The sequence below is a fragment of the Olivibacter sp. XZL3 genome (assembly GCF_004368405.1).
In the GTDB taxonomy this organism is placed as follows: domain Bacteria; phylum Bacteroidota; class Bacteroidia; order Sphingobacteriales; family Sphingobacteriaceae; genus Olivibacter.
The window spans coordinates 41,419-60,100 of sequence record NZ_SBJH01000109.1; the positions used below are offsets into that span (position 1 = coordinate 41,419).

Genomic DNA, 18,682 nt, shown 5'->3' on the forward strand with positions numbered 1-18,682 from the left:
AAACATAGTACATGGGAAGAGCATTTGAGTTTAGAAAAGAAAGAAAATTTAAACGCTGGGCCAAAATGGCCGTACAATTTACGCGGCTAGGGAAAGAAATAGCAATAGCCGTTAAGGAAGGCGGACCACATCCAGAATCCAATTCGCGACTTCGTACCGCCATACAGAATGCCAAGGCGGTCAATATGCCAAAAGATCGGATAGAGGCCGCTATTAAACGTGCTTCGGAGAAAGACGCCAAAGGCTACGAAGAGCATGTTTATGAAGGCTATGGCCCGCATGGAGTACCTATTTTAATTGAAACAGCGACGGATAACACCAACAGGACGGTCGCCAATATCAGGAGCTATTTCACTAAAGCGGGCGGTTCTCTAGGAAAAACAGGCTCACTCGATTTTATTTTTCAACGCAAATCAGTTTTCCGCTTCGCAGCGACAGAGGAATTGGACCTGGAAGAATTGGAATTGGAGTTAATTGATGGTGGTTTAGAGGAACTTTATGTGGAGGCAGACGAGGAGGGGAATGACATCGTGGTGGTACAAACCTCCTTTGAGGATTTCGGCAATATGCAAAAACTGTTAGAAGAGAAGGGTATTAACATAAAAAGTGCTAAATTGGAACGCATCAACTTGTCGACCACCGAGGTTTCAGAAGAAGCTTCGGCCGAAGTACTAAAACTCATCGACAAGATTGAGGAAGACGATGATGTACAGGCGGTATATCATAACATGGTTTAACATGGGTTGTCGGTTTTTGGTGGTTAGTTTCGTGTAGGTCACTAACAACTGACAACTAAACAGCTAGCAAAATGACTTTTGAAGATTTCTTTATAAAAAAACGAATAGACCTTCGCCAGCTGGAGAAGGCGGAGCCTCAATTATATAAGGAATTCAAAAGTCATTTCGAGCTAATGGGCGAAAAAAGCTTTGATCATACGAAAAAGTTCTGGTTCAATCGTCTCCGTAAAAGCTTCCATCTAAAAGAAGACGTCGCTGTTCCTCAACCCGTTATTAGCACCTCACCTCTGGACGAGAACAAAGCAATTGCCGCAGCCGAATCTCCACAGGCGGTTAAACCGGTAGGCTTTAAACCGCGCTTTAAATCCGGACAAACTAACCGTATAAAAGAAGAAGGCGCGGAAGACAAATCGTTGAAAGATGATGACGGCTCGGCTGCTGCTGAGCAGGACACCCCGAAAGCGAAAAAACCTACAGGTTTTAAGCCCCGTTTCAAAGCGGGAACAACGAACAAAGAGACTACATCCGATCAACAGGAAAAGCCTTTACCTTCTCCGCAAGACAGCCAAGGAACGGAACAGGAAAACAATATAGAGCAGTCTACAACAACAGCATCCACGGGCGTTTCCAAGCCGACAGGTTTCAAACCGCGATTCAAAGCCGGCGTGACCGGAAAAACTACCACGGAATCACAAGCGCCGGAACAAACAGCTCCTCAGCAGCCAGAAAAAGGAGATAACGATAGCCCTAAAGCCTCCAAGCCTTCGGGCTTTAAACCACGGTTTAAGGCGGGTGCAACCAAGACGACACCTCCAACGGGTGAAGATGCGGGCAATAAAGAGCAGGACGTCCCAAAACAGAGTCCGGACACAGTTAAGCCATCACTTGAAGAGGAAGGTGAAACGAAAGAAGTCGCGAAGCCTTTAGGTTTCAAACCGCGGTTTAAGGCGGGTGCAACCAAGACGGCACCTCCAACGGGTGAAGATGGGGGCAATAAAGAGCAGGACGTCCCAAAACAGAGTCCGGACACAGTTAAGCCATCACTTGAAGAGGAAGGTGAAACGAAAGAAGTCACAAAGCCTTTGGGCTTTAAACCACGGTTCAAGCCGGGGATGAAGAAGGATAATGCTGCTGATAATAACGACTAAATCATTGGTTTTGTGCTTCAAGCACCCTTAGCACATTACCACCCAGTATTTTTCGAATCATTGCCTCCGTATAACCGCAGTCAATCAAAGCTTCAGTGAGAAGCGGGTAAGCACTTACATCACTTAAACCCTTGGGCGTTGCATCCATCCCATCGAAGTCCGCCCCTAGTCCAATGTGATCAATACCAGCTAGTTCTACAAGGTAGTTGATATGATCCACCACCAATGACAAGGGGGGTTCCAAAGAAAGCTTTACTTCTTTGGGAAGCAACTGGTACTTTTTGTCTATAGTAGTCGGCACGCTGTCCTTCTTTGTGACATGCCTGGCATATAAGCTGCTTACATTTTTCCGAAAAGTCGGATCCAAAAAATCGGCATAAAAATTCACGCCGATGACGCCACCATTTTTAGCAATAGCCTTGATTTGTTCATCTTTTAGGTTTCGATAATGTGGATTGATGGCGTAAACATCACTGTGGCTAACAAAAACGGGCTTTTTTGTAATCTCCAGCACATCGTAAAACGTTTGCTCCCCCACGTGTGATAAGTCGATTACCATGCCTAGGGCATTCATCCGCTGCACCACCTGCTTTCCAAAGGCGTTCAGGCCGGTGGATTGATCTTTCTTCTTTTGTTGTTCGTCGGCCGCCGAAGAAGCCCAACTTGTACTGTTATTCCAAGTGAGCGTCAAATACCGGACACCCCGACTATAAAGACTGTCGACATTTGCTAAGCGGTCTTCAATCATATGCCCGCCTTCGACACCTAGCATTGCGACTATTTTACCTTGTTGAACGCCCTTTCGAATTTCTTCTACATTCTTTGCAAGTACTATTTGGTCTGCGTTCCTATTCAACAGCTCATACAAAGCATCAATCTGTTTATTCGCATATTGAAATGGGTTTCTTTTTTTTTCATCACACCAAACCGAAAAAAACTGTACATCAACGCCCCCCTCCTTCAATCGAGGTAGGTCGGTATGTCCCTTATCTAATCGTTTTGCAATATTTTTTCCTTTGATAATTGACTCCGTTAATACGTCATTATGCAGATCAACTACAATGGCTTCTTTATGGAGCGCGTTTTTGTGCTGTGCATGAACCAAATTAGCTATCGGCAGACAGATGAAAAACAGAAAAAACTTCATGATCGGTAGGATAATAGTTCGCAATATATCATTAAAAACCCTATATTTAAAGCTTTTTTAATAACAGATAATGCTAAGAATAGATACGCATAAGCCATACACTTTAGTTTATTCTCTATGTCAACACGAATTTTTAGGTTATTTAATTGAGCCGCACATTGTGCAGCTAAATCCCAACGGCGAATTCTCGCTTACTTACCAACGCATTTTTAGCAATACCGCCAATGAATACATTGCCGCTTTAGAAGAAAGTGATCTAAAGATCATCAAGCTGCTAGATGAGCTGGATCAATCGGAGCTTATCAAGAAGATGCATAAAAAAACGATTCGTCCCCGTGAATTTTTCAGCAAAATTTTCGACAAGAAATTATACGATTATATCCGCCCTAAAATAGACAAGAAATTAGCCCACATATTAAAGCTGGTTGGCGATAAGCCTCTTTATTTGATGAGTAAGGAAGGCTGGCCCGTGGAAGAAAAGCTAACGATTGCGCAAGAACCTGCCTCCGTACTGTTTCATTTTCGCCGAACAGCCGACGAGACACGGTATTTTCCAACAATAAAATTTCGGGGCATGCGCATTGATTTTATGTTTAAGAATGCGCAGATAATCAGCAATGAGCCGGCATGGTTACTATTAGAAGGAACACTCTATTCTTTCGAGCAGGACTTGGACGGAAAAAAGCTATCGCCTTTTTTGAACAAACGCTACATCAGCATACCAAGAAATACGGAATATAATTACTTCGACAGATTTGTACGATCACTGATTACCAAGCATCATGTATATGCAGAGGGCTTCGACATCAGGACTTACCTGCATGAGGCCTCTCCTTTATTAAAAATCGTCAACACGAACAATGGCGATGCTTTCGCCCAGTTACAGTTTAAGTATGGCCCTTATATCTTTGATGCCGGTAGTGAGCACAAGGTGACCGTTCAAATGGACTACAAAGAATCGGAGGATCTGTATACTTTTCATCGCGTAAAGCGGTCCTTAAAATGGGAGGAAAATCACTTACAAGAACTTATAGACCTCGGATTGTATAAGCCTGATCCGCTTTTTAATAATCTAAGTATAAAGAACAACAAAGAGCTTAGCGACGGCGCATCCAACACACATTTGTTGATCAATTGGATAAATGTTAACCACGATTTTCTGGTTAATAAGGGTTACCAGATCGAACAAAAGGCCGAAAATCAACGAAAATATTTATTAGGCAACACAAAAATACAGCTAGAAGTAAAAGAAGAAAATGACTGGTTCGATGTACATGCCGTAGTGCGCTTTGGGCCCTATGAAATCCCTTTCATACAACTAAGGGACCATATTCTACATCAAAAAAGAGAGTTTATTTTACCTTCCGGAGAAACAGCAATCATTCCGGAAGCCTGGTTTGCTCAATTTAACAATCTTTTTTACTACTCGGCAAATAAAGGGAGCATTCAGCTTCAAAAACATCATATCGGACTCATCAACGACCTGAGCGAAAGCAATATTCAGGGACTGAGCATGGAGCGTAAATTACAACGTCTTCAGGAATTTGAACAGATCGAAGATGTTGCGCAACCAATGAATTTTAGAGGCTCCTTGAGAAGCTACCAAAAAGCAGGTTATAATTGGTTTCATTTCTTGAAGAGTTACCATTTTGGCGGATGCCTGGCAGACGATATGGGTTTGGGTAAGACGGTACAAACGCTTGCCCTGCTTCAAAAAGAACGCGAAGAATTACAAGAGCAAGGTTTTACAGGCACGTCCTTGATTATCATGCCAACCTCACTCATTTATAATTGGCAAAGTGAAGCCAAAAAATTCGCTCCCGCATTAAAATTATTGATTCATACGGGCACCAACAGGCCAAAGGCCAACGATCACTTCGGGAAGTTTGATGTGGTTATTACAACCTACGGTATAGCCCGCGTGGATGAAGAGCTGTTACAGGGATTTTATTTTCACTATATCATCTTGGACGAAAGTCAGAACATAAAAAACCCGAGCTCTAAATCATTTAAGGCCGTGAAAGCACTGCGAAGCAAATACCGGCTTACCTTGAGCGGCACACCGGTTGAAAACTCCGTGGCCGACCTCTGGTCGCAGATGTCTTTCTTAAATCCGGGGTTACTTGGCAGCCATGCTCATTTCCAATCGGACTTTGTGATTCCTATTGAAAAGAAGAAAGACGAAGAAAAAGCACGTAAGCTACAAGCGATTATTAAACCTTTCGTTTTGCGAAGGACAAAAGATCAGGTGGCGCAAGAACTTCCGCCAAAGTCTGAACAGGTTTTCTATTGTCAGATGAGCGATGAGCAGGCCGAGTACTATGAAAAAATAAAGTCAGAATATCGGAACGTACTTTTAGAGCAGTCGCTAGATGAGCTGATGGGTAAATCACAAATTCAGGTGCTTCAAGGTTTAACAAAACTCCGCCAATTAGCCAATCATCCCCGTATGGTGGATGAGACTTACAAGGGAGAATCCGGAAAATTTGAAAATGTGGTGCACACATTAGACAGCGTGCTGTCAAGAGGACATAAAGTTCTTATATTTTCGCAATTTGTGAAGCAGTTAGAGATTTTCCGCAACTATTTCGATAAGAAAAAGATCCGCTATGCTTATTTAGACGGCTCCACCAGAAACAGGGAAGATGTCGTCAACGCGTTTAGGACAAACGAAGAAGTGAAGCTATTTCTGATTTCCATTAAAGCAGGCGGGGTTGGCCTGAATCTGGTAGAGGCTGACTATGTGTTTATTTTAGATCCTTGGTGGAACCCAGCGGTAGAACAACAAGCTATTGATCGATCGCATCGCATTGGGCAAACGAAGAATGTGTTCATCTACAAGTTTATCACGAAAGACAGTGTAGAAGAAAAAATTCTGGCCTTACAAGATCGCAAGAAGGTCATAGCGAACCAACTGATCACCACAGAAGAAAGCTTCGTTAAGTCGTTAACGTCCGAGGACATTAAAGAGCTACTTACCTAAGTTCGATCTCAGGTTATTAGGGAATAGTGAATTAGTAATTTTTTACTCCAACTTTAATAGACCACGATTTCGTCTGTAAAAAGGAACCCTTTTCTATCGTTTTTGCCAATAACGCGGATATAGCGGGCCAATCGGCCCTGAAGGTCGAAGCTAAAGGTCTTAAACCTAAGCGACGAGTCGGTAGCGGGTACGTCATTATCCACCCTTTGCAGCTCACGGAAGTGCTTGCCGTCATCCGATGCAAGAATTTTCACGCTCGACGGCATGTAGACGCCCGGCCCGGTAAGCTGCATAAACCGCAGCTTTACTTGATGTAATTCTTCTCGCCGTTCGAAATCGAGCGTTACATCAAAATCGCCTAAAAATCCTTGCCATTCGCCATCTCCATAGCTTAATCCGCCGTATTGTCCATTCAGCAATGTGCTATCTGCATGTGCGGGATAGCTGTCGTTCCACTTGTTGTTATAAATGATTTTTTTTCCAATTCCCTTATGTATATCGACGGTAAATTCCTTCACGTTTCCGAACCGAACGGAGTCTTTAAACACGGCTGCCTTAACGGTTGTGGTATTGAGCAACGACAAGGGGCTCAAGTATAAGGTAGCGTTCCTGGTAGGTTCACTCCCATCCGTGGTATACCTGATTTCTGGGTCGTATTGTTCGGACGCGATCACTACAGTAGCCTTCTTCGTATTGGTGTCGTATTTACCTGTCATATCCACATCGTAGGAAGGTCTGTAGTAATTGACGTTTAATCGCTGTAAAAGCAGGTAGTGCTTCTGCAGGCGTTTTCGGAAATCCTGCCAGTTCCTTTTCTCCGTTGGCGTCCATGCAACTTCCGCCAGCGCAATAGCTCGAGGGAAAATCATGTATTCAACCTGCTCTTGCGTAGGCATATACTCAGTCCACACATTGGCCTGTACACCTAATATATGCGCTTGCTTATCTGCTGCAATATCCGGCGAAATAGGATGATAAGCGTAAACTTTCTCTAAGGTTAAAAGGCCTCCCATTGCCTCCGGCTGCCCAATCGGATTGCTTTGATAAGAATCGAAATACATATAGCTTCCAGGTGTCATGATGACATCATGTCCGGCATTTGCCGCCTCGACGCCCCCTTTTTCTCCTCGCCAGCTCATGACCGTTGCGTCCGGCGCTAAGCCACCTTCCAATATTTCATCCCACCCGATTAGCTTTCTTCCCTTCTCCTTCAAATAAGCGCCAACACGTTTGATCGCATAACTTTGCAGCCCTTCCTCATTTTCAAGATTTTCATTTCGTATCCGATCCTGGCATTTGGGACATCCCTTCCAGGCTTTCTTATCCACTTCATCGCCCCCGATGTGGATATAGGTAGAGGGGAAAATTTCCAGTACTTCATCCAACACGCCCGTGACAAACGAAAAGGTCTCTTCATTTCCGATACAGAACTCAGCATTTTTATAGGGCTCACCGGAACAGGACAAATGAGGAAAAGCGGCCAACACTTCTTCACTATGGCCGGGTATTTCGATCTCCGGAATGACGGTAATGCCCCGATCTGCCGCATAAGCCACTAGATCACGCGCTTCCGCTTGGGTATAATAGCCCCCTGAAGCGTTGGGATCCCCCATTTCAAGGTATCGGCCTCCCTGATTTCGCCAATCTTTCCATTGCGGGTAATTGCGCCACGCTGCTTTTTGTGTAAGCGCCGGATACTTTTTGATTTCAAGGCGCCATCCGGCTCCGTCTGTTAAATGCCAATGAAAAGTATTCAATTTATATAAAACCATCAGGTCGAGCATCCTTTTTAGAAAAGAGATCGGATAAAAATGACGCGAAACATCAAGCATTAATCCACGGTAGTTGAACTTGGGTTCATCCTTAATAGACGCGGCAGGCACTAAACGCCCGTCGGTTTGCGTATAAGCAATCTGCATGAGGGTTGCCAAAGCATGTATAACCGCCATCCGATTATGAGCAACGATCATTATTTTATCCGTGTCTACCTCCAACTGGTAAGCGCTTTCCGGCAAACGGTCTTCAGCCTCTGCTTGTAATAAAAAAATGCCTTTTTCCGGCAGCTTTTTCCGCGATTTCACCTTGTGCGCTGTTTCAAAATGAATATACGGGTGCGATCTGAGAAGCTCGGACTCTGCGGCGAAGTCTTGACTTACGTATACGTCTACCATTTCAGGATATTGAAAATATCCCGTCCTTTCTTGTATAAATGTAGGCGCCGGGATAATAGAGAGACTATCTTGAGCAAAGATTACGGCTGGGCAAAAGCAAAGAATAAGCCATAGAAATAGCCCGGTAGAGAACTTCTTCTTTTCCATTCGTTTGTTAATAAGATCTGACGCTGCAAACTTAGGGAAATTAGCGCGTATATCCAATGTACGAAGGATGACCGGGATATCAATTTAATGCTTTAATGATAACGCCACCGTGTGCGAACTGTAATTTCGACTAATTAAACGAAAATTTCAGGTAGTTGATATTCTTATTGTCGGCTAAGTATTTTTTTTCGTAGTAAGTCTTTATGGCAAGCATATCATTTACGAGTTCGGAACGATATAAATCTTCCGTTTTGCAATGGAGCGTCAGTTTAAGCTCTTCTATTTTACCGAAGGTGTAGGCGTGTAGACCGTCGTTATCCGTTTTTAAATTGACGCAGCCTCCCTCTTTCAGAACATGACGATAACGCGCTAAAAACTTATCGGACGTTAAGCGCTTCTTTTCGCGACTAATTTGAGGTTGCGGGTCGGGAAAAGTTATCCAAATTTCGTCTACCTCTCCTTCCTCAAAGAAGTCCAGTAGGGTTTCAATCTGTATCCTTAAAAAAGCGACATTATTTATCAGCTCCTCCCGTGCGGTTTTCGCGCCCCTCCAAATACGATTCCCTTTGTAATCTACACCAATGAAATTCTTTTCCGGAAAAAGCTTCGCCATATTTACGGCATACTCCCCTTTGCCGCAGGCGAGCTCCAGCACGACAGGGTTGTTGTTACCAAAATGTTGTGAGGCCCACTTCCCTTTCATCACTTTTCCCTCCTCCAACTGTAACACGTTATCAAAGGTTGCTATCTCAGCAAATTTTCTCAATTTATCTTTTCCCATTGCGGGTGCAAACTTAGATAAAAAGTTTTATACGCAAAATAGTTGTGAGTTGTCCGTTGCCGGTTGCGAGTGGCCTAGAACACCTACCAACGCCAATCGCCTGAAATGCGCAGTGGCTCTTCCAGTTTATTTTTAATCATGAGCGCCTTTACTTCTTCGTCGGAAAGCCTTTTGGCCTCAATCTCCGGGGCATCCGCTATGCCGTAGGCCAGCATCGCACTAAAGCGAACGGTATTGATGAGCCCCTGCTTGTCCACCAAGTTTATATGGTCACAATCGGCATGATAACAATTAAGAACGTCCTTACTTAGGTAAGTATCCCCGCCGCCACCGGTAGGTATCCCTTGCAGCATAAAGGGCTGATGATCGCTGTGTAAACCAGTTCTGCCCTGAAAGTTATTCTTAAACGCTGTGTCTACAGCCTGCACCTGTTTTCCGATGGTCTCAAACAAGGGTCTACTTTCTTCTACGCTTGCCTGAAAACTTTTTGGATTGTTGGTCATATCAAAATTCAGCATATAGCGAATATCATCGATACGCTTATCCTCTATAGCTCGTTGCACATAAGCTTTCGAACCAAGCAAACCTTCTTCTTCGCCCATAAAGAGCACGAATTCAATCGTTCGACGCGGTTTCAGGTTCAGTTTTTTAAGCGTCCGAGCCATATCGATTACTGCAAAAGCGCCTATACCGTTATCAATTGCCCCCGTAGCCAAATCCCAACTGTCTAAATGTCCGCCAACGACTATCTTTTCTTCCGGTAATGCAGTCCCTTTTATACGCGCGATAACGTTACGGGCGGTGATCGGGCCGGCATAGTTTGTCATTGCAATAGAAGCAATTACTTTTCCCTTGCTTGCCAACGAATCTTTTAGGGCCAAGCCGTCTTCCAAACCAATACATACAGCAGGAATTGAAATCAGGCTTCCTGTCACAGAAGCAGTTCCTGTGAGTAACACCCCGCCTGGAACCGTATTATAAAGCATAATTCCTTTTGCTCCATATTTAATAGCCAGCGCAGTTTTCTCCGATCGATGTAAGTTTTTTGCAAGTGGGTCAGCATCTGGCAACACACCTAAATAAGCCAAAACAATTTTCCCTTTCGCTTTGCCGGGATCTGCCAGGTAGTCGGTCTCCAACCCACTTCCCATATCCACCAATTCTGCAGTTAAATCGACCTTTTGTGGCGCATGGGCAAGCGCTACCGCTTTGATATCTTTCCTGTTATCTGTTATCTTGACTGAAAGGGTACCTCTGCTCCAGCCCTCTGCTTCAAATGCTTGAAAAGACACGTCCTCGAAACCATAGGACTTGAAGAGGTCGTAGGCAAATTGCTCTGCCTTAGCACCGTTCTCTGAGCCTGTTAATCGATGCCCGATGCGCTCGGTAGCTGTTGCTAGCGAGGTATAAGCTTCCGAATGATGGAGTACCTCATCGTTTATCGCCTTGAAAGTAGAAATCAATGTTTCGTTCGACTGACAAAAAGCGCTGGAAACGAGAAAAAAGAGCGTGAAGGATAGGAAGCATTTAAGCATATTATTCAAAATTAGTGACCAAATGATTAAGTGATATGCAATATTAACGATTTGCAGGTAAAAACAATTGTTGGCCGCATATTTTAACGTCTTTTTTCTACAACACTGCTTTGCCGAAAGCTATCGGAAACAATTATTAAACAACCCGACAAAGTAATCCCTTTAAATATTCCCCTTCAGGAAAAGAGGCTCTAATGGGGTGATCCTCGGGCTGGGTAAACTGATAAATAAACTGTATCTCTTTTCCGGCATCCAGCGCAGCCCAAGCCAAGACCTGTTTAAAGGTATCGATGTCCATAGCGCCAGAGCACGAAAAGGTAGCGAGGAGTCCCCCGCTTTGCAGCAAAGACAAACCTAGTCGATTCAGTTCCTTATACGCGCGGGAAGCTTTTTCTAAACTGCTTCTTGACGGCGCATATTTCGGAGGATCTAAAATAACGATATCGAATTTTTCGTTTTGTTCCTTAAATAGCTTCAGCTGCTTATTGACGTCACTTTGAATGGCTTTATGCCTGGCGCTATCGAGTCCGTTCTCGCTTATATTATGACCTAAGGTCTCCATGGCCAGGGCGGAGCTATCAACGCTATACACTTCTGCTGCCCCCATTTTTAAAGCATTTAAGCTAAAACCACCTGAATAGCAAAAACAGTCGAGCACCTTTTTACCATAAGCATATTGGGCTACAATTAATCGATTGACTCGCTGATCGCAGTAGAAGCCGGACTTTTGCCCGGCGGCTATATTCACCTTATAAGAGACGCCATTTTCGATTACGTCGACGAATTCTGGAGGGTGCTCACCAAAAAGGACGCCTCCTTCAGCCATTAAACCGTCATGGGCCCGCGCCGCCCCGTCTTCCCGTTGATAGATGCCTTTCGGTTGCAGCAATTGCCTCAATTCATCAATAACGATGGCTTTTACACGCTCGATACCGGCGGTTAATATCTGTAGGGATATAAAGTCGCCGAAGCGATCTGCTATCAATCCCGGTAAAAAATCGGCTTCGCTGAAAATAAGCCGTGCGGTATTGGTTTGGTTGGTAAAAAGACTGGCCCTTGCGCCGACTGCTTTCCGGATGCGCGCTCGCCACCAATCTTCATCGATCTGCTTTGCCGGATTCCATTCCAACAGGCGTATTGCTACACGCGACTCGCCGTTGTAATAACCATAGGCGATGAATTCACGATCGTCGTTATAAACACGTACTACATCGCCATTTGTCGGCTTTCCCCCCGTCGTTGCTATCGCTCCCGAAAACACCCATGGGTGTAATTGCCATGCCGCTTTATCTTTACCTTTTTTTAATATAATTTCTGCCATCTTTAGTGCCCTAACGCAGGCATCCAAAAAGTTGCCGTTTCCGAATCAACTCTTTAGATGCCTCTCTTAAACAAGGTCAAACTTAGATAAAATGGCTGGCATTCTCCACCATGGATGTGATAAAAAGCGGTAAAGCACCAGCATTAAGCTGTAAGCACTATACCTTAGGCCCTAAGGTATAAGGCCTAAGGTATAGGGATAAGCTACAGGAAATAAGGGATAAGGCAATAATGGACTGGCAACTAATAACTAATAACCAACAACTATTTCCCAAAAAAACAGCAACCGTATGCAACACCTTTCAACCTGCTGCGTCTATTAGACAAAGAACAATAAATAATTACATTGGAAGTCAGCTATAGCGACCCGCATGAAGATTTGATTGCCGACTGTAAGAAAGGCAACCGGCAAGCTCAATTTAAATTGTACAAGCTTTATTCGAAAGCCATGTATAATACAGCTTTGCGTATTGTGCTCGACGCGGAGGAAGCGGCTGATGTGCTGCAGGACGCATTTATTGACGCTTTTAAGCGGTTGGACAGCTTTCGGCAAGAAAGTACCTTCGGCTTATGGATGAAACAGATTGTTGTTAATAAATCGCTCTCGGCGCTAAGAAAGAGAACCGTCGTTTTTGAATCTATCAGCGATATAGACGATGTAGCGGATGAAGAGATCGAAGAAAGCAACTACAGCTTTCAATTAGAAAAGGTAAAAGAAGCGATCAATCAATTAGCAGCGGGTTATCGCCTGGTTTTAACGCTTTATCTATTGGAAGGCTACGACCACGAGGAGATCGCCCATATACTCAAAATCAGCGAAAACACTTCTCGTACGCAATTTTTAAGAGCAAAAAGAAAACTATTGGAGATACTTAAGAATTAAAATAATGTATCCATCAAAATGTGGGTTTGGAAAGTTAATAGAAGCCGCTCTTTGGCCAAAAGGAGCTTCGTAAAAAATTTAAGTATGGGAGATATTGAGAAATTCATTACCGACAACAGGAAAGCATTTGATGATGAATTACCACCTGATGGGATTTGGGAGAACATAACAGCGGTTTTCGAGGGGGAAGATTTAATAAAAAAGCGCGAGAAATCCTTACGTCTTAGGACTATGGTATCGGCAGCAGCCATGTTGGTGCTAATAGCTAGTGCGGCCATCTTATTTTACTATACACGTCCGTCTGCCCGTCTTGACTACAGTCAGATAGACCCGGTATTAGCGAAACAACAAGTAGAATACGCTTCGCTGATTAATGAGAAAAAAGATGCTTTATCGACTATGGCTATGAACGATCCACAGTTGTATCAGGAATTTACAGCGGTTATTGAAAAAATGCAGGCAAACTACAAACAACTCAAAACGGAACTCAATCAAAGTCCAAATAAAGAGTTAACCTTAGAAGCGATGATCAATAACCTAAAGGTACAGATTGAAGTTCTTAATCAACAGTTGGAAATTTTAAATTATATCCATAAACAAGAAAAAAAGACTCCTTATGAACAGATATAAAATCGCTGTCTATATAACTATAGCTCCCTTGCTTATACTGAGCCAGCTTACCTTGGCTCAAGACGAAAACGGAGGAAAGAAACTAGCCCATAGCCTTGAAGCGACCGCTGCAAAAATTGAAGGTATGACGAACAAGCTGACAAAGCAGCTGAAAGAGATCAACACCGATGAAATTGTGCAACGCGCCGAGCGAATCGCCCGTTTTTCTGAAGAGCAGGCAGAGAAAATAGTAAGCAAGACGGCAACTATCGATTGGGAAAATGAGCTTCCCCTGTTGGATCCAAAAAATGGGGGCGTAGAACAAACGAAGACGGTACAAAAAGTTTATATTATGTCCAGAAACACCCCACTGACTATTGACAACCGTTATGGCAAGGTGGAAGTAAAGACTTGGGCAAAGAATGAAATTAAAGTAGACATCGTCATCAGGGCCGTGGAAGCCTCGGGAAGCAAAGCCGAGGAAATCATCAACAGTGTTTCCATTGCCGAAACGAAGTCTCCGAATAATATTTCATTGGTTACGCAAATCAACAGGGGAAAATCAAGTTGGTGGAACAATGTTGTTAGCGGAAATAACCGAGGCGTACAGATCAATTACCTGGTGTACTTGCCAAAAACGAACTCGCTCACCATCAACAATAGATACGGTGCCGTCATTTTGCCCGATTTAGCAGGCAGTGTAGACTTGGACGTTTCCTACGGCAGTTTAAATGCCGGCAGATTGTCGGGCAGTAGTATCCGCGTTAATTCCAGCTACGGATCAGCAAAAATTGTGTCTGTAAAAGATGCCGTCTTAGATTTCAAATATGGCAGTATGGATTTAGGCGAAGCCGAAAATATACAGTTAAACATTGGATATTGTGGTGGCAGTCAAATAGGCGTTCTTAAAAGCTCAGGCGATGTTGCTATCAAATATTCCGGAGGCTTCAAGATTGGATTAGCCGAAACCATTCGGAAATTGAACCTAGATGCGGCATATTCGTCGAGCACTGTCCGAATTGATCCTGCCGCTCATTTCTCTTATCAAGTTGATGTTAGCTACGGCGGATTCGACAAAGGCCATGCTGTTATTACAAAAGAAGAGCCCGACCCTAGCGAACGTGGTCCGAAGCTTCATAAAACCTACCATGGCTATTTCGGAAAAAGTTCGGCTAACCAGGTACGAATCGACTCGAAATATGGTTCGATAACGTTTAAGTAGTTGCTGTAAGCTGTAAGCATTAGGCTTTAAGCTTATAACTTCGGTCCATTTTTACTTTTTAATTTAGATGTAACCAATAATTAAAAGTTGCGTCTTATATAAAACGTAATCTATATGGACCCTAAACTACTTCCTCATGTTATTTGCCGCACGCCTCTTTTTTCTTTTGAAGACACATTAAATGATAAATGGGACGAACTGAAAGAGGCCATTAAAATTTCGTCAAAAGACCTTTACGAACAAATAAAAGACACCACGAGCGAAGGCTATGATCAACTTCCACAAAAAGTGAAATTCTCCTGTTGGAAGTATTTCAATCGCGCTCGGTTCAGAGCCACCCCTTTTGGACTTTTCGGTTCCATCACGCTGCTGCCCATGAATAAATATGGGGCTAAAATTGTTCTTAAAAAAGAACCTAGCCTTCGCTCATTTACCAATTGGGTCCATAAAGACACGTTATTATCCAACACGGAGTCACTATATAAAAAAGCCAATCTCATTCGTGCCAACACCTCTGCTTATCCCTGCGGAGACCAACTACGCTATATAAGCACTTTAGAAGATGGAACTTTTGAGATTGCCTCCATTGAAAGGCAGCCGGTCATTGAAACGGTGTTAATGCTATGTAAGGATTCCATTGCCAAAGAAAAAATTGTAGAACACCTTACCCATAGGCAGAAGCTTCACCTATCAGTTGCAGAAGACCTATTGATGCAGCTCATTGAATTGCAATTGCTACTGACCGATCTGCATCCGAATATCATCGGCACCGATTATTTTAAGCGGGTCGGCTTGAAGTCAACAGCACCGCAAAGAGATCCTTATTTCATCTCGGCCCGGTCCTTACTGGAGGGCAGCGTCTCCAGCGGACAATTTAAAGTGATACCCGAAGCCATTAATTTCATAAAAGACTACCTGCCACAAACCTCTCATAAACCGCTTGAAAAATTTAAGCGCGCCTTTCAGTCGAAATTTGAATACCGGGAAGTGCGCTTATTAGAGGCACTCGATCCCGAAATAGGTGTAGGGTATAATGAGTTGGAATCGTCGCCCGGTACGGACGAATTGGTAGACCGCTTGGTGAACAATCGGTTAATGCAAAATAATGATCAAGTCCCCTACACACCATTCCATCAGTTTCTATTAAACGGCATACTTAAAGGAGAAAATATTCAGCTAGCAGACCTAGCCAAACATCAGCTGCCTCTGAGGAAAGCTACGCTACCGAACACGTTTGGCGCTATCGTCAAGCAAGTAGATGATCAATTGTATGTCGAACAAGCCGGAGGTTGTACGGCCAACTCTCTTTTAGGCCGATTTACATTGGAAGAACCAAACTTGACAGATTACTGCAAAACCTTAGTGGCGAAAGAAGAAGCTGCTAATCCAGAAGTGCTGTTTTTTGACATCGCTTATCAATCGGAAAAAAAAGTTGATAATGTAAACCGTCGGAACCGACTTTATAATTATGAAGTCACCCTTGTCGGTTGGAGTGATCAAGAGCATTCTTTACCACTGGACGACCTACTAATTAGTGTGAGAAACAATGAAGTTATACTCCGTTCAAATAGATTAGCCAAACGGCTGGTGCCTCGCTTAGCGAGCGCCTATAATTACTCGCGATCAGACCTGTCTGTTTATCGCCTCCTATGCGACATACAACATCAAGGCCTTCAAACGAATCTGGCCGTTAATCCCTCGAAGATATTTCCTAACCTTGATTACTATCCGCAAGTAACCTACAAGAATGTTGTGTTTTCGCCTCGCATGTGGAAGGTTCCAAAAAAAACCTTGTTTAGTGCCACTTCACCTGTTAAGGCATTAAAAAAGTGGCTGCGAGCAGAAGCGATACCCGCTAAATTCAAATGCTTCAGTAACGATCAGTTTCTTTTATTCGATTCAGCATCGGATGAGGATCTGGAGTTCTTCCTGCAATACACTAAAAATGGGGGTGAGCAGTATATTACGGAAGTAGCCTTACCGAAAAAGCCCTTGGTCGAAGACGAGCTTGGTCGTCCATATCTTTCGGAAATGAACCTTCAATTTTATTGCGAAACGAAGCCCTACACAGCTGTCTCAAGGGCCATCACCAAGAACAGCCATACCGACGCTCTTTCACTTATAGGGCAAAACTGGCTGTATTTTGAAATATACGCGCATTCATTACGTTCTGATGTCATATTGACCGAAACGATAACTGCCTACCTAAAATTGATAAAGCAACACGTGAGCAAGTGGTTCTTTATTCGTTATTCCGTTCCGTCACCACATATCCGCCTACGCCTGCACCTAAAGGAACCTAAGGCATCATTTCATAAAGCCGTTAGTGTTTTAACCGCTTTATTAGAAAAAGACATCCGTAGCGGTGTGGTGACAGATCTACAAATAAAAAATTATCATAGAGAAATAGAGCGTTATGGTTTGAGCAGGATGGATCGTGCAGAACGTTGCTTTTGGAAAGAAAGTAAATACACATTACTGCTTATCAACAGCAAGATCGATCGTCCAACGAGCTATCGATTCGTACTACGCTTAATAGACGATTTATTCAAAGGCTTGGATTTTAATTACAGCCAAGTAATGGCTTTTGCAAAAAAGGGGGCCGATGCCTTTGCCGATGAATTTAAAGCCGGCATAAAGGAGTTTAAAGCCATAAACGAAGCCTTTGAACCATTTAAGGAAGACGATCACAGTTTTTCGTCAACAAAAAAGATTGAACGTGCCTATCAGACCGCTTTGAAAGAAATAATAGATTTACTGAAACAAAGCGATGCAGACGATCGCCTGCAATTAATTAGCGATTTAGTCCACATGCATGTCAATAGGCTCTTTTCAAGCGACCAACGCGTTCATGAGTTTATTATTTACCAATTTTATCTGAAACAGCTAAGGAGCCGACAAAGCCGTTTAAAACAGACAGTTTAATCTGCACCTTGGTTTGAAAATAATTTTTCCCATCGCGGAAATAAGTAAATGTAGCCTGATCGCCATAGGTGTGCTCCAACCTCTTCGCGATGTTTTCCAGGCCTTTGCTTAAACCAGTGGTATTATGAATGGCATTAATTAAGTTTTTTGTCTCAATGAATACGCTGTCCTCATCTGTATATAATCTTAGGGTGGCAGGATGATTAGACAAGGATAAATTACCGTGCTTAAAAATGTTTTCCGTTAGCGTTATTAAAACTAAAGGGATCATCCAAATACTCCGGACTTTTTCCTCTACTTCTATATTGAAATAAATCTGATGGTTCTGACGCAGTCGGTGCAAGTGAATGAGATTATGCACCTGTTCAATTTCCTCTTCAATAGCGATATAGCCTTTATCTTCACTACTTTCTACCGCATAACGCATCATGGCCGACAGCGTCAAGATAGCATCCGCCGCTATAGGCGCAGATTTCCGCGTTTTGTTGTAGATAAAATTTAGCGTATTAAACAAAAAATGGGGATTGATCTGTGCCCGCAGATAAGCGTTCTGTGCGTTGGCCAATTCCTTTTCCATCTTCTGTTGTGCAATAATCTGGTGAAGCTGCCGTCTTTCCAAGCTGGCCGTTCGCTCTTTTTCTTTCAATAAGTTGATTAAGAAATAATATCCAGTTGAGAAACCAATGAAATATAACGTTCGCCAGGTAACCTTTATAAGATTAGCTCTTTCGAAGTTAATACGTTCGATGCCAAAAAAGTGAGGATAATACGAAGCGAAATTTGCGATAACATAATAAAACAGATAATACGCAATTACTTCAAGGACGATGCCTGCTGGCAATGTAAGAAAGGCGATTCCTCTTTTCAGGATTCTAGGCAAAACATAGTGCGCATGGAAATAGAACAAACCTATATAGATCGCATAATGTACAATGTAGGAAGGGGGCTTCCCAAATTTCCCTGAAACGATGCCTACGATCATCGTTTCGTAGAGCATAAATATTGTCCAAGTAATTATGTGAGCACGGTATTTCAGTAAAAAATTTAGAAACGTTTTACCCATAATTTTTCGGT

General features: G+C 43.2%; 13 protein-coding genes. 7 read left to right on the top strand and 6 right to left on the bottom strand.

The genetic code is table 11. From position 1 onward, the window contains the following. Nucleotides 1–11: 11 nt before the first annotated feature. Together EPX21_RS20175 and EPX21_RS20180 are read left to right on the top strand one after the other, a co-directional pair. Nucleotides 12–737, top strand: a complete 726-nt coding sequence (locus tag EPX21_RS20175) for a YebC/PmpR family DNA-binding transcriptional regulator (protein ID WP_134091463.1) — start codon at nucleotides 12–14, stop codon at nucleotides 735–737. Nucleotides 738–808: 71 nt separating this feature from the next. Then, nucleotides 809–1,885, top strand: a complete 1,077-nt coding sequence (locus tag EPX21_RS20180; RefSeq protein ID WP_134091464.1) for a hypothetical protein — start codon at nucleotides 809–811, stop codon at nucleotides 1,883–1,885. 1 nt (nucleotide 1,886) lies between these two features. On the opposite strand, the gene EPX21_RS20185 is transcribed toward EPX21_RS20180, so the two are convergent. Then, nucleotides 1,887–3,032, bottom strand: a complete 1,146-nt coding sequence (locus EPX21_RS20185; protein WP_134091465.1) for a dipeptidase — start codon at nucleotides 3,030–3,032, stop codon at nucleotides 1,887–1,889. A 70-nt stretch (nucleotides 3,033–3,102) separates the two neighbouring features. Here EPX21_RS20185 and EPX21_RS20190 point away from each other — a divergent pair, with 70 nt between their 5' ends. Continuing rightward, complete coding sequence (locus EPX21_RS20190) at nucleotides 3,103–6,015, top strand: DEAD/DEAH box helicase (RefSeq protein ID WP_134091466.1); 2,913 nt, start codon at nucleotides 3,103–3,105, stop codon at nucleotides 6,013–6,015. Nucleotides 6,016–6,068: 53 nt separating this feature from the next. Here EPX21_RS20190 and EPX21_RS20195 read toward each other — a convergent pair whose 3' ends face one another. The 4 genes from EPX21_RS20195 to EPX21_RS20210 all read right to left on the bottom strand — a co-directional run bounded on the left by EPX21_RS20195 (nucleotide 6,069) and on the right by EPX21_RS20210 (nucleotide 11,970). Continuing rightward, a complete protein-coding gene (locus EPX21_RS20195; protein ID WP_134091467.1) occupies nucleotides 6,069–8,333 on the bottom strand; it encodes a family 20 glycosylhydrolase in 2,265 nt (754 codons plus the stop codon). A gap of 130 nt (nucleotides 8,334–8,463) precedes the next feature. Beyond that, nucleotides 8,464–9,114 (bottom strand): tRNA (guanosine(46)-N7)-methyltransferase TrmB, encoded by a 651-nt coding sequence (gene trmB / locus EPX21_RS20200; RefSeq protein WP_134091468.1) that lies wholly within the window; start codon nucleotides 9,112–9,114, stop codon nucleotides 8,464–8,466. 83 nt (nucleotides 9,115–9,197) lie between these two features. Then, nucleotides 9,198–10,649, bottom strand: a complete 1,452-nt coding sequence (locus EPX21_RS20205) for a M20/M25/M40 family metallo-hydrolase (protein WP_134091469.1) — start codon at nucleotides 10,647–10,649, stop codon at nucleotides 9,198–9,200. Between the two features lie 136 nt (nucleotides 10,650–10,785). After that, nucleotides 10,786–11,970, bottom strand: coding sequence for a class I SAM-dependent rRNA methyltransferase (locus tag EPX21_RS20210; RefSeq protein WP_134091470.1), 1,185 nt, complete (start codon nucleotides 11,968–11,970; stop codon nucleotides 10,786–10,788). 345 nt (nucleotides 11,971–12,315) lie between these two features. Here EPX21_RS20210 and EPX21_RS20215 point away from each other — a divergent pair, with 345 nt between their 5' ends. From EPX21_RS20215 to EPX21_RS20230, 4 genes are all read left to right on the top strand, one after another. Continuing rightward, complete coding sequence (locus tag EPX21_RS20215; protein WP_134091471.1) at nucleotides 12,316–12,852, top strand: RNA polymerase sigma factor; 537 nt, start codon at nucleotides 12,316–12,318, stop codon at nucleotides 12,850–12,852. 84 nt (nucleotides 12,853–12,936) lie between these two features. After that, on the top strand, nucleotides 12,937–13,482 hold the full coding sequence (locus EPX21_RS20220) for a hypothetical protein (RefSeq protein ID WP_134091472.1): 546 nt from the start codon (nucleotides 12,937–12,939) through the stop codon (nucleotides 13,480–13,482). Then, nucleotides 13,469–14,683, top strand: coding sequence for a hypothetical protein (locus EPX21_RS20225; protein WP_134091473.1), 1,215 nt, complete (start codon nucleotides 13,469–13,471; stop codon nucleotides 14,681–14,683). The genes EPX21_RS20220 and EPX21_RS20225 overlap by 14 nt, the downstream gene beginning before the upstream one ends. A 114-nt stretch (nucleotides 14,684–14,797) precedes the next feature. Beyond that, entirely contained in the window at nucleotides 14,798–17,608 is a 2,811-nt protein-coding gene (locus EPX21_RS20230) for a lantibiotic dehydratase (RefSeq protein WP_134091474.1), read from the top strand. Here EPX21_RS20230 and EPX21_RS20235 read toward each other — a convergent pair. Then, nucleotides 17,544–18,671, bottom strand: coding sequence for a sensor histidine kinase (locus EPX21_RS20235; RefSeq protein ID WP_134091475.1), 1,128 nt, complete (start codon nucleotides 18,669–18,671; stop codon nucleotides 17,544–17,546). The two genes, EPX21_RS20230 and EPX21_RS20235, sit on opposite strands and share 65 nt — an antisense overlap. Between the last annotated feature and the right edge of the window lie 11 nt (nucleotides 18,672–18,682).

Coding starts and splice junctions, on each gene's coding strand:
- EPX21_RS20175 (WP_134091463.1), top strand. CDS start 12: ATGGGAAGAGCATTTGAGTTTAGAAAAGAAAGAAAATTTAAACGCTGG.
- EPX21_RS20180 (WP_134091464.1), top strand. CDS start 809: ATGACTTTTGAAGATTTCTTTATAAAAAAACGAATAGACCTTCGCCAG.
- EPX21_RS20185 (WP_134091465.1), bottom strand. CDS start 3,032: ATGAAGTTTTTTCTGTTTTTCATCTGTCTGCCGATAGCTAATTTGGTT.
- EPX21_RS20190 (WP_134091466.1), top strand. CDS start 3,103: ATGCTAAGAATAGATACGCATAAGCCATACACTTTAGTTTATTCTCTA.
- EPX21_RS20195 (WP_134091467.1), bottom strand. CDS start 8,333: ATGGAAAAGAAGAAGTTCTCTACCGGGCTATTTCTATGGCTTATTCTT.
- trmB (WP_134091468.1), bottom strand. CDS start 9,114: ATGGGAAAAGATAAATTGAGAAAATTTGCTGAGATAGCAACCTTTGAT.
- EPX21_RS20205 (WP_134091469.1), bottom strand. CDS start 10,649: ATGCTTAAATGCTTCCTATCCTTCACGCTCTTTTTTCTCGTTTCCAGC.
- EPX21_RS20210 (WP_134091470.1), bottom strand. CDS start 11,970: ATGGCAGAAATTATATTAAAAAAAGGTAAAGATAAAGCGGCATGGCAA.
- EPX21_RS20220 (WP_134091472.1), top strand. CDS start 12,937: ATGGGAGATATTGAGAAATTCATTACCGACAACAGGAAAGCATTTGAT.
- EPX21_RS20225 (WP_134091473.1), top strand. CDS start 13,469: ATGAACAGATATAAAATCGCTGTCTATATAACTATAGCTCCCTTGCTT.
- EPX21_RS20230 (WP_134091474.1), top strand. CDS start 14,798: ATGGACCCTAAACTACTTCCTCATGTTATTTGCCGCACGCCTCTTTTT.
- EPX21_RS20235 (WP_134091475.1), bottom strand. CDS start 18,671: ATGGGTAAAACGTTTCTAAATTTTTTACTGAAATACCGTGCTCACATA.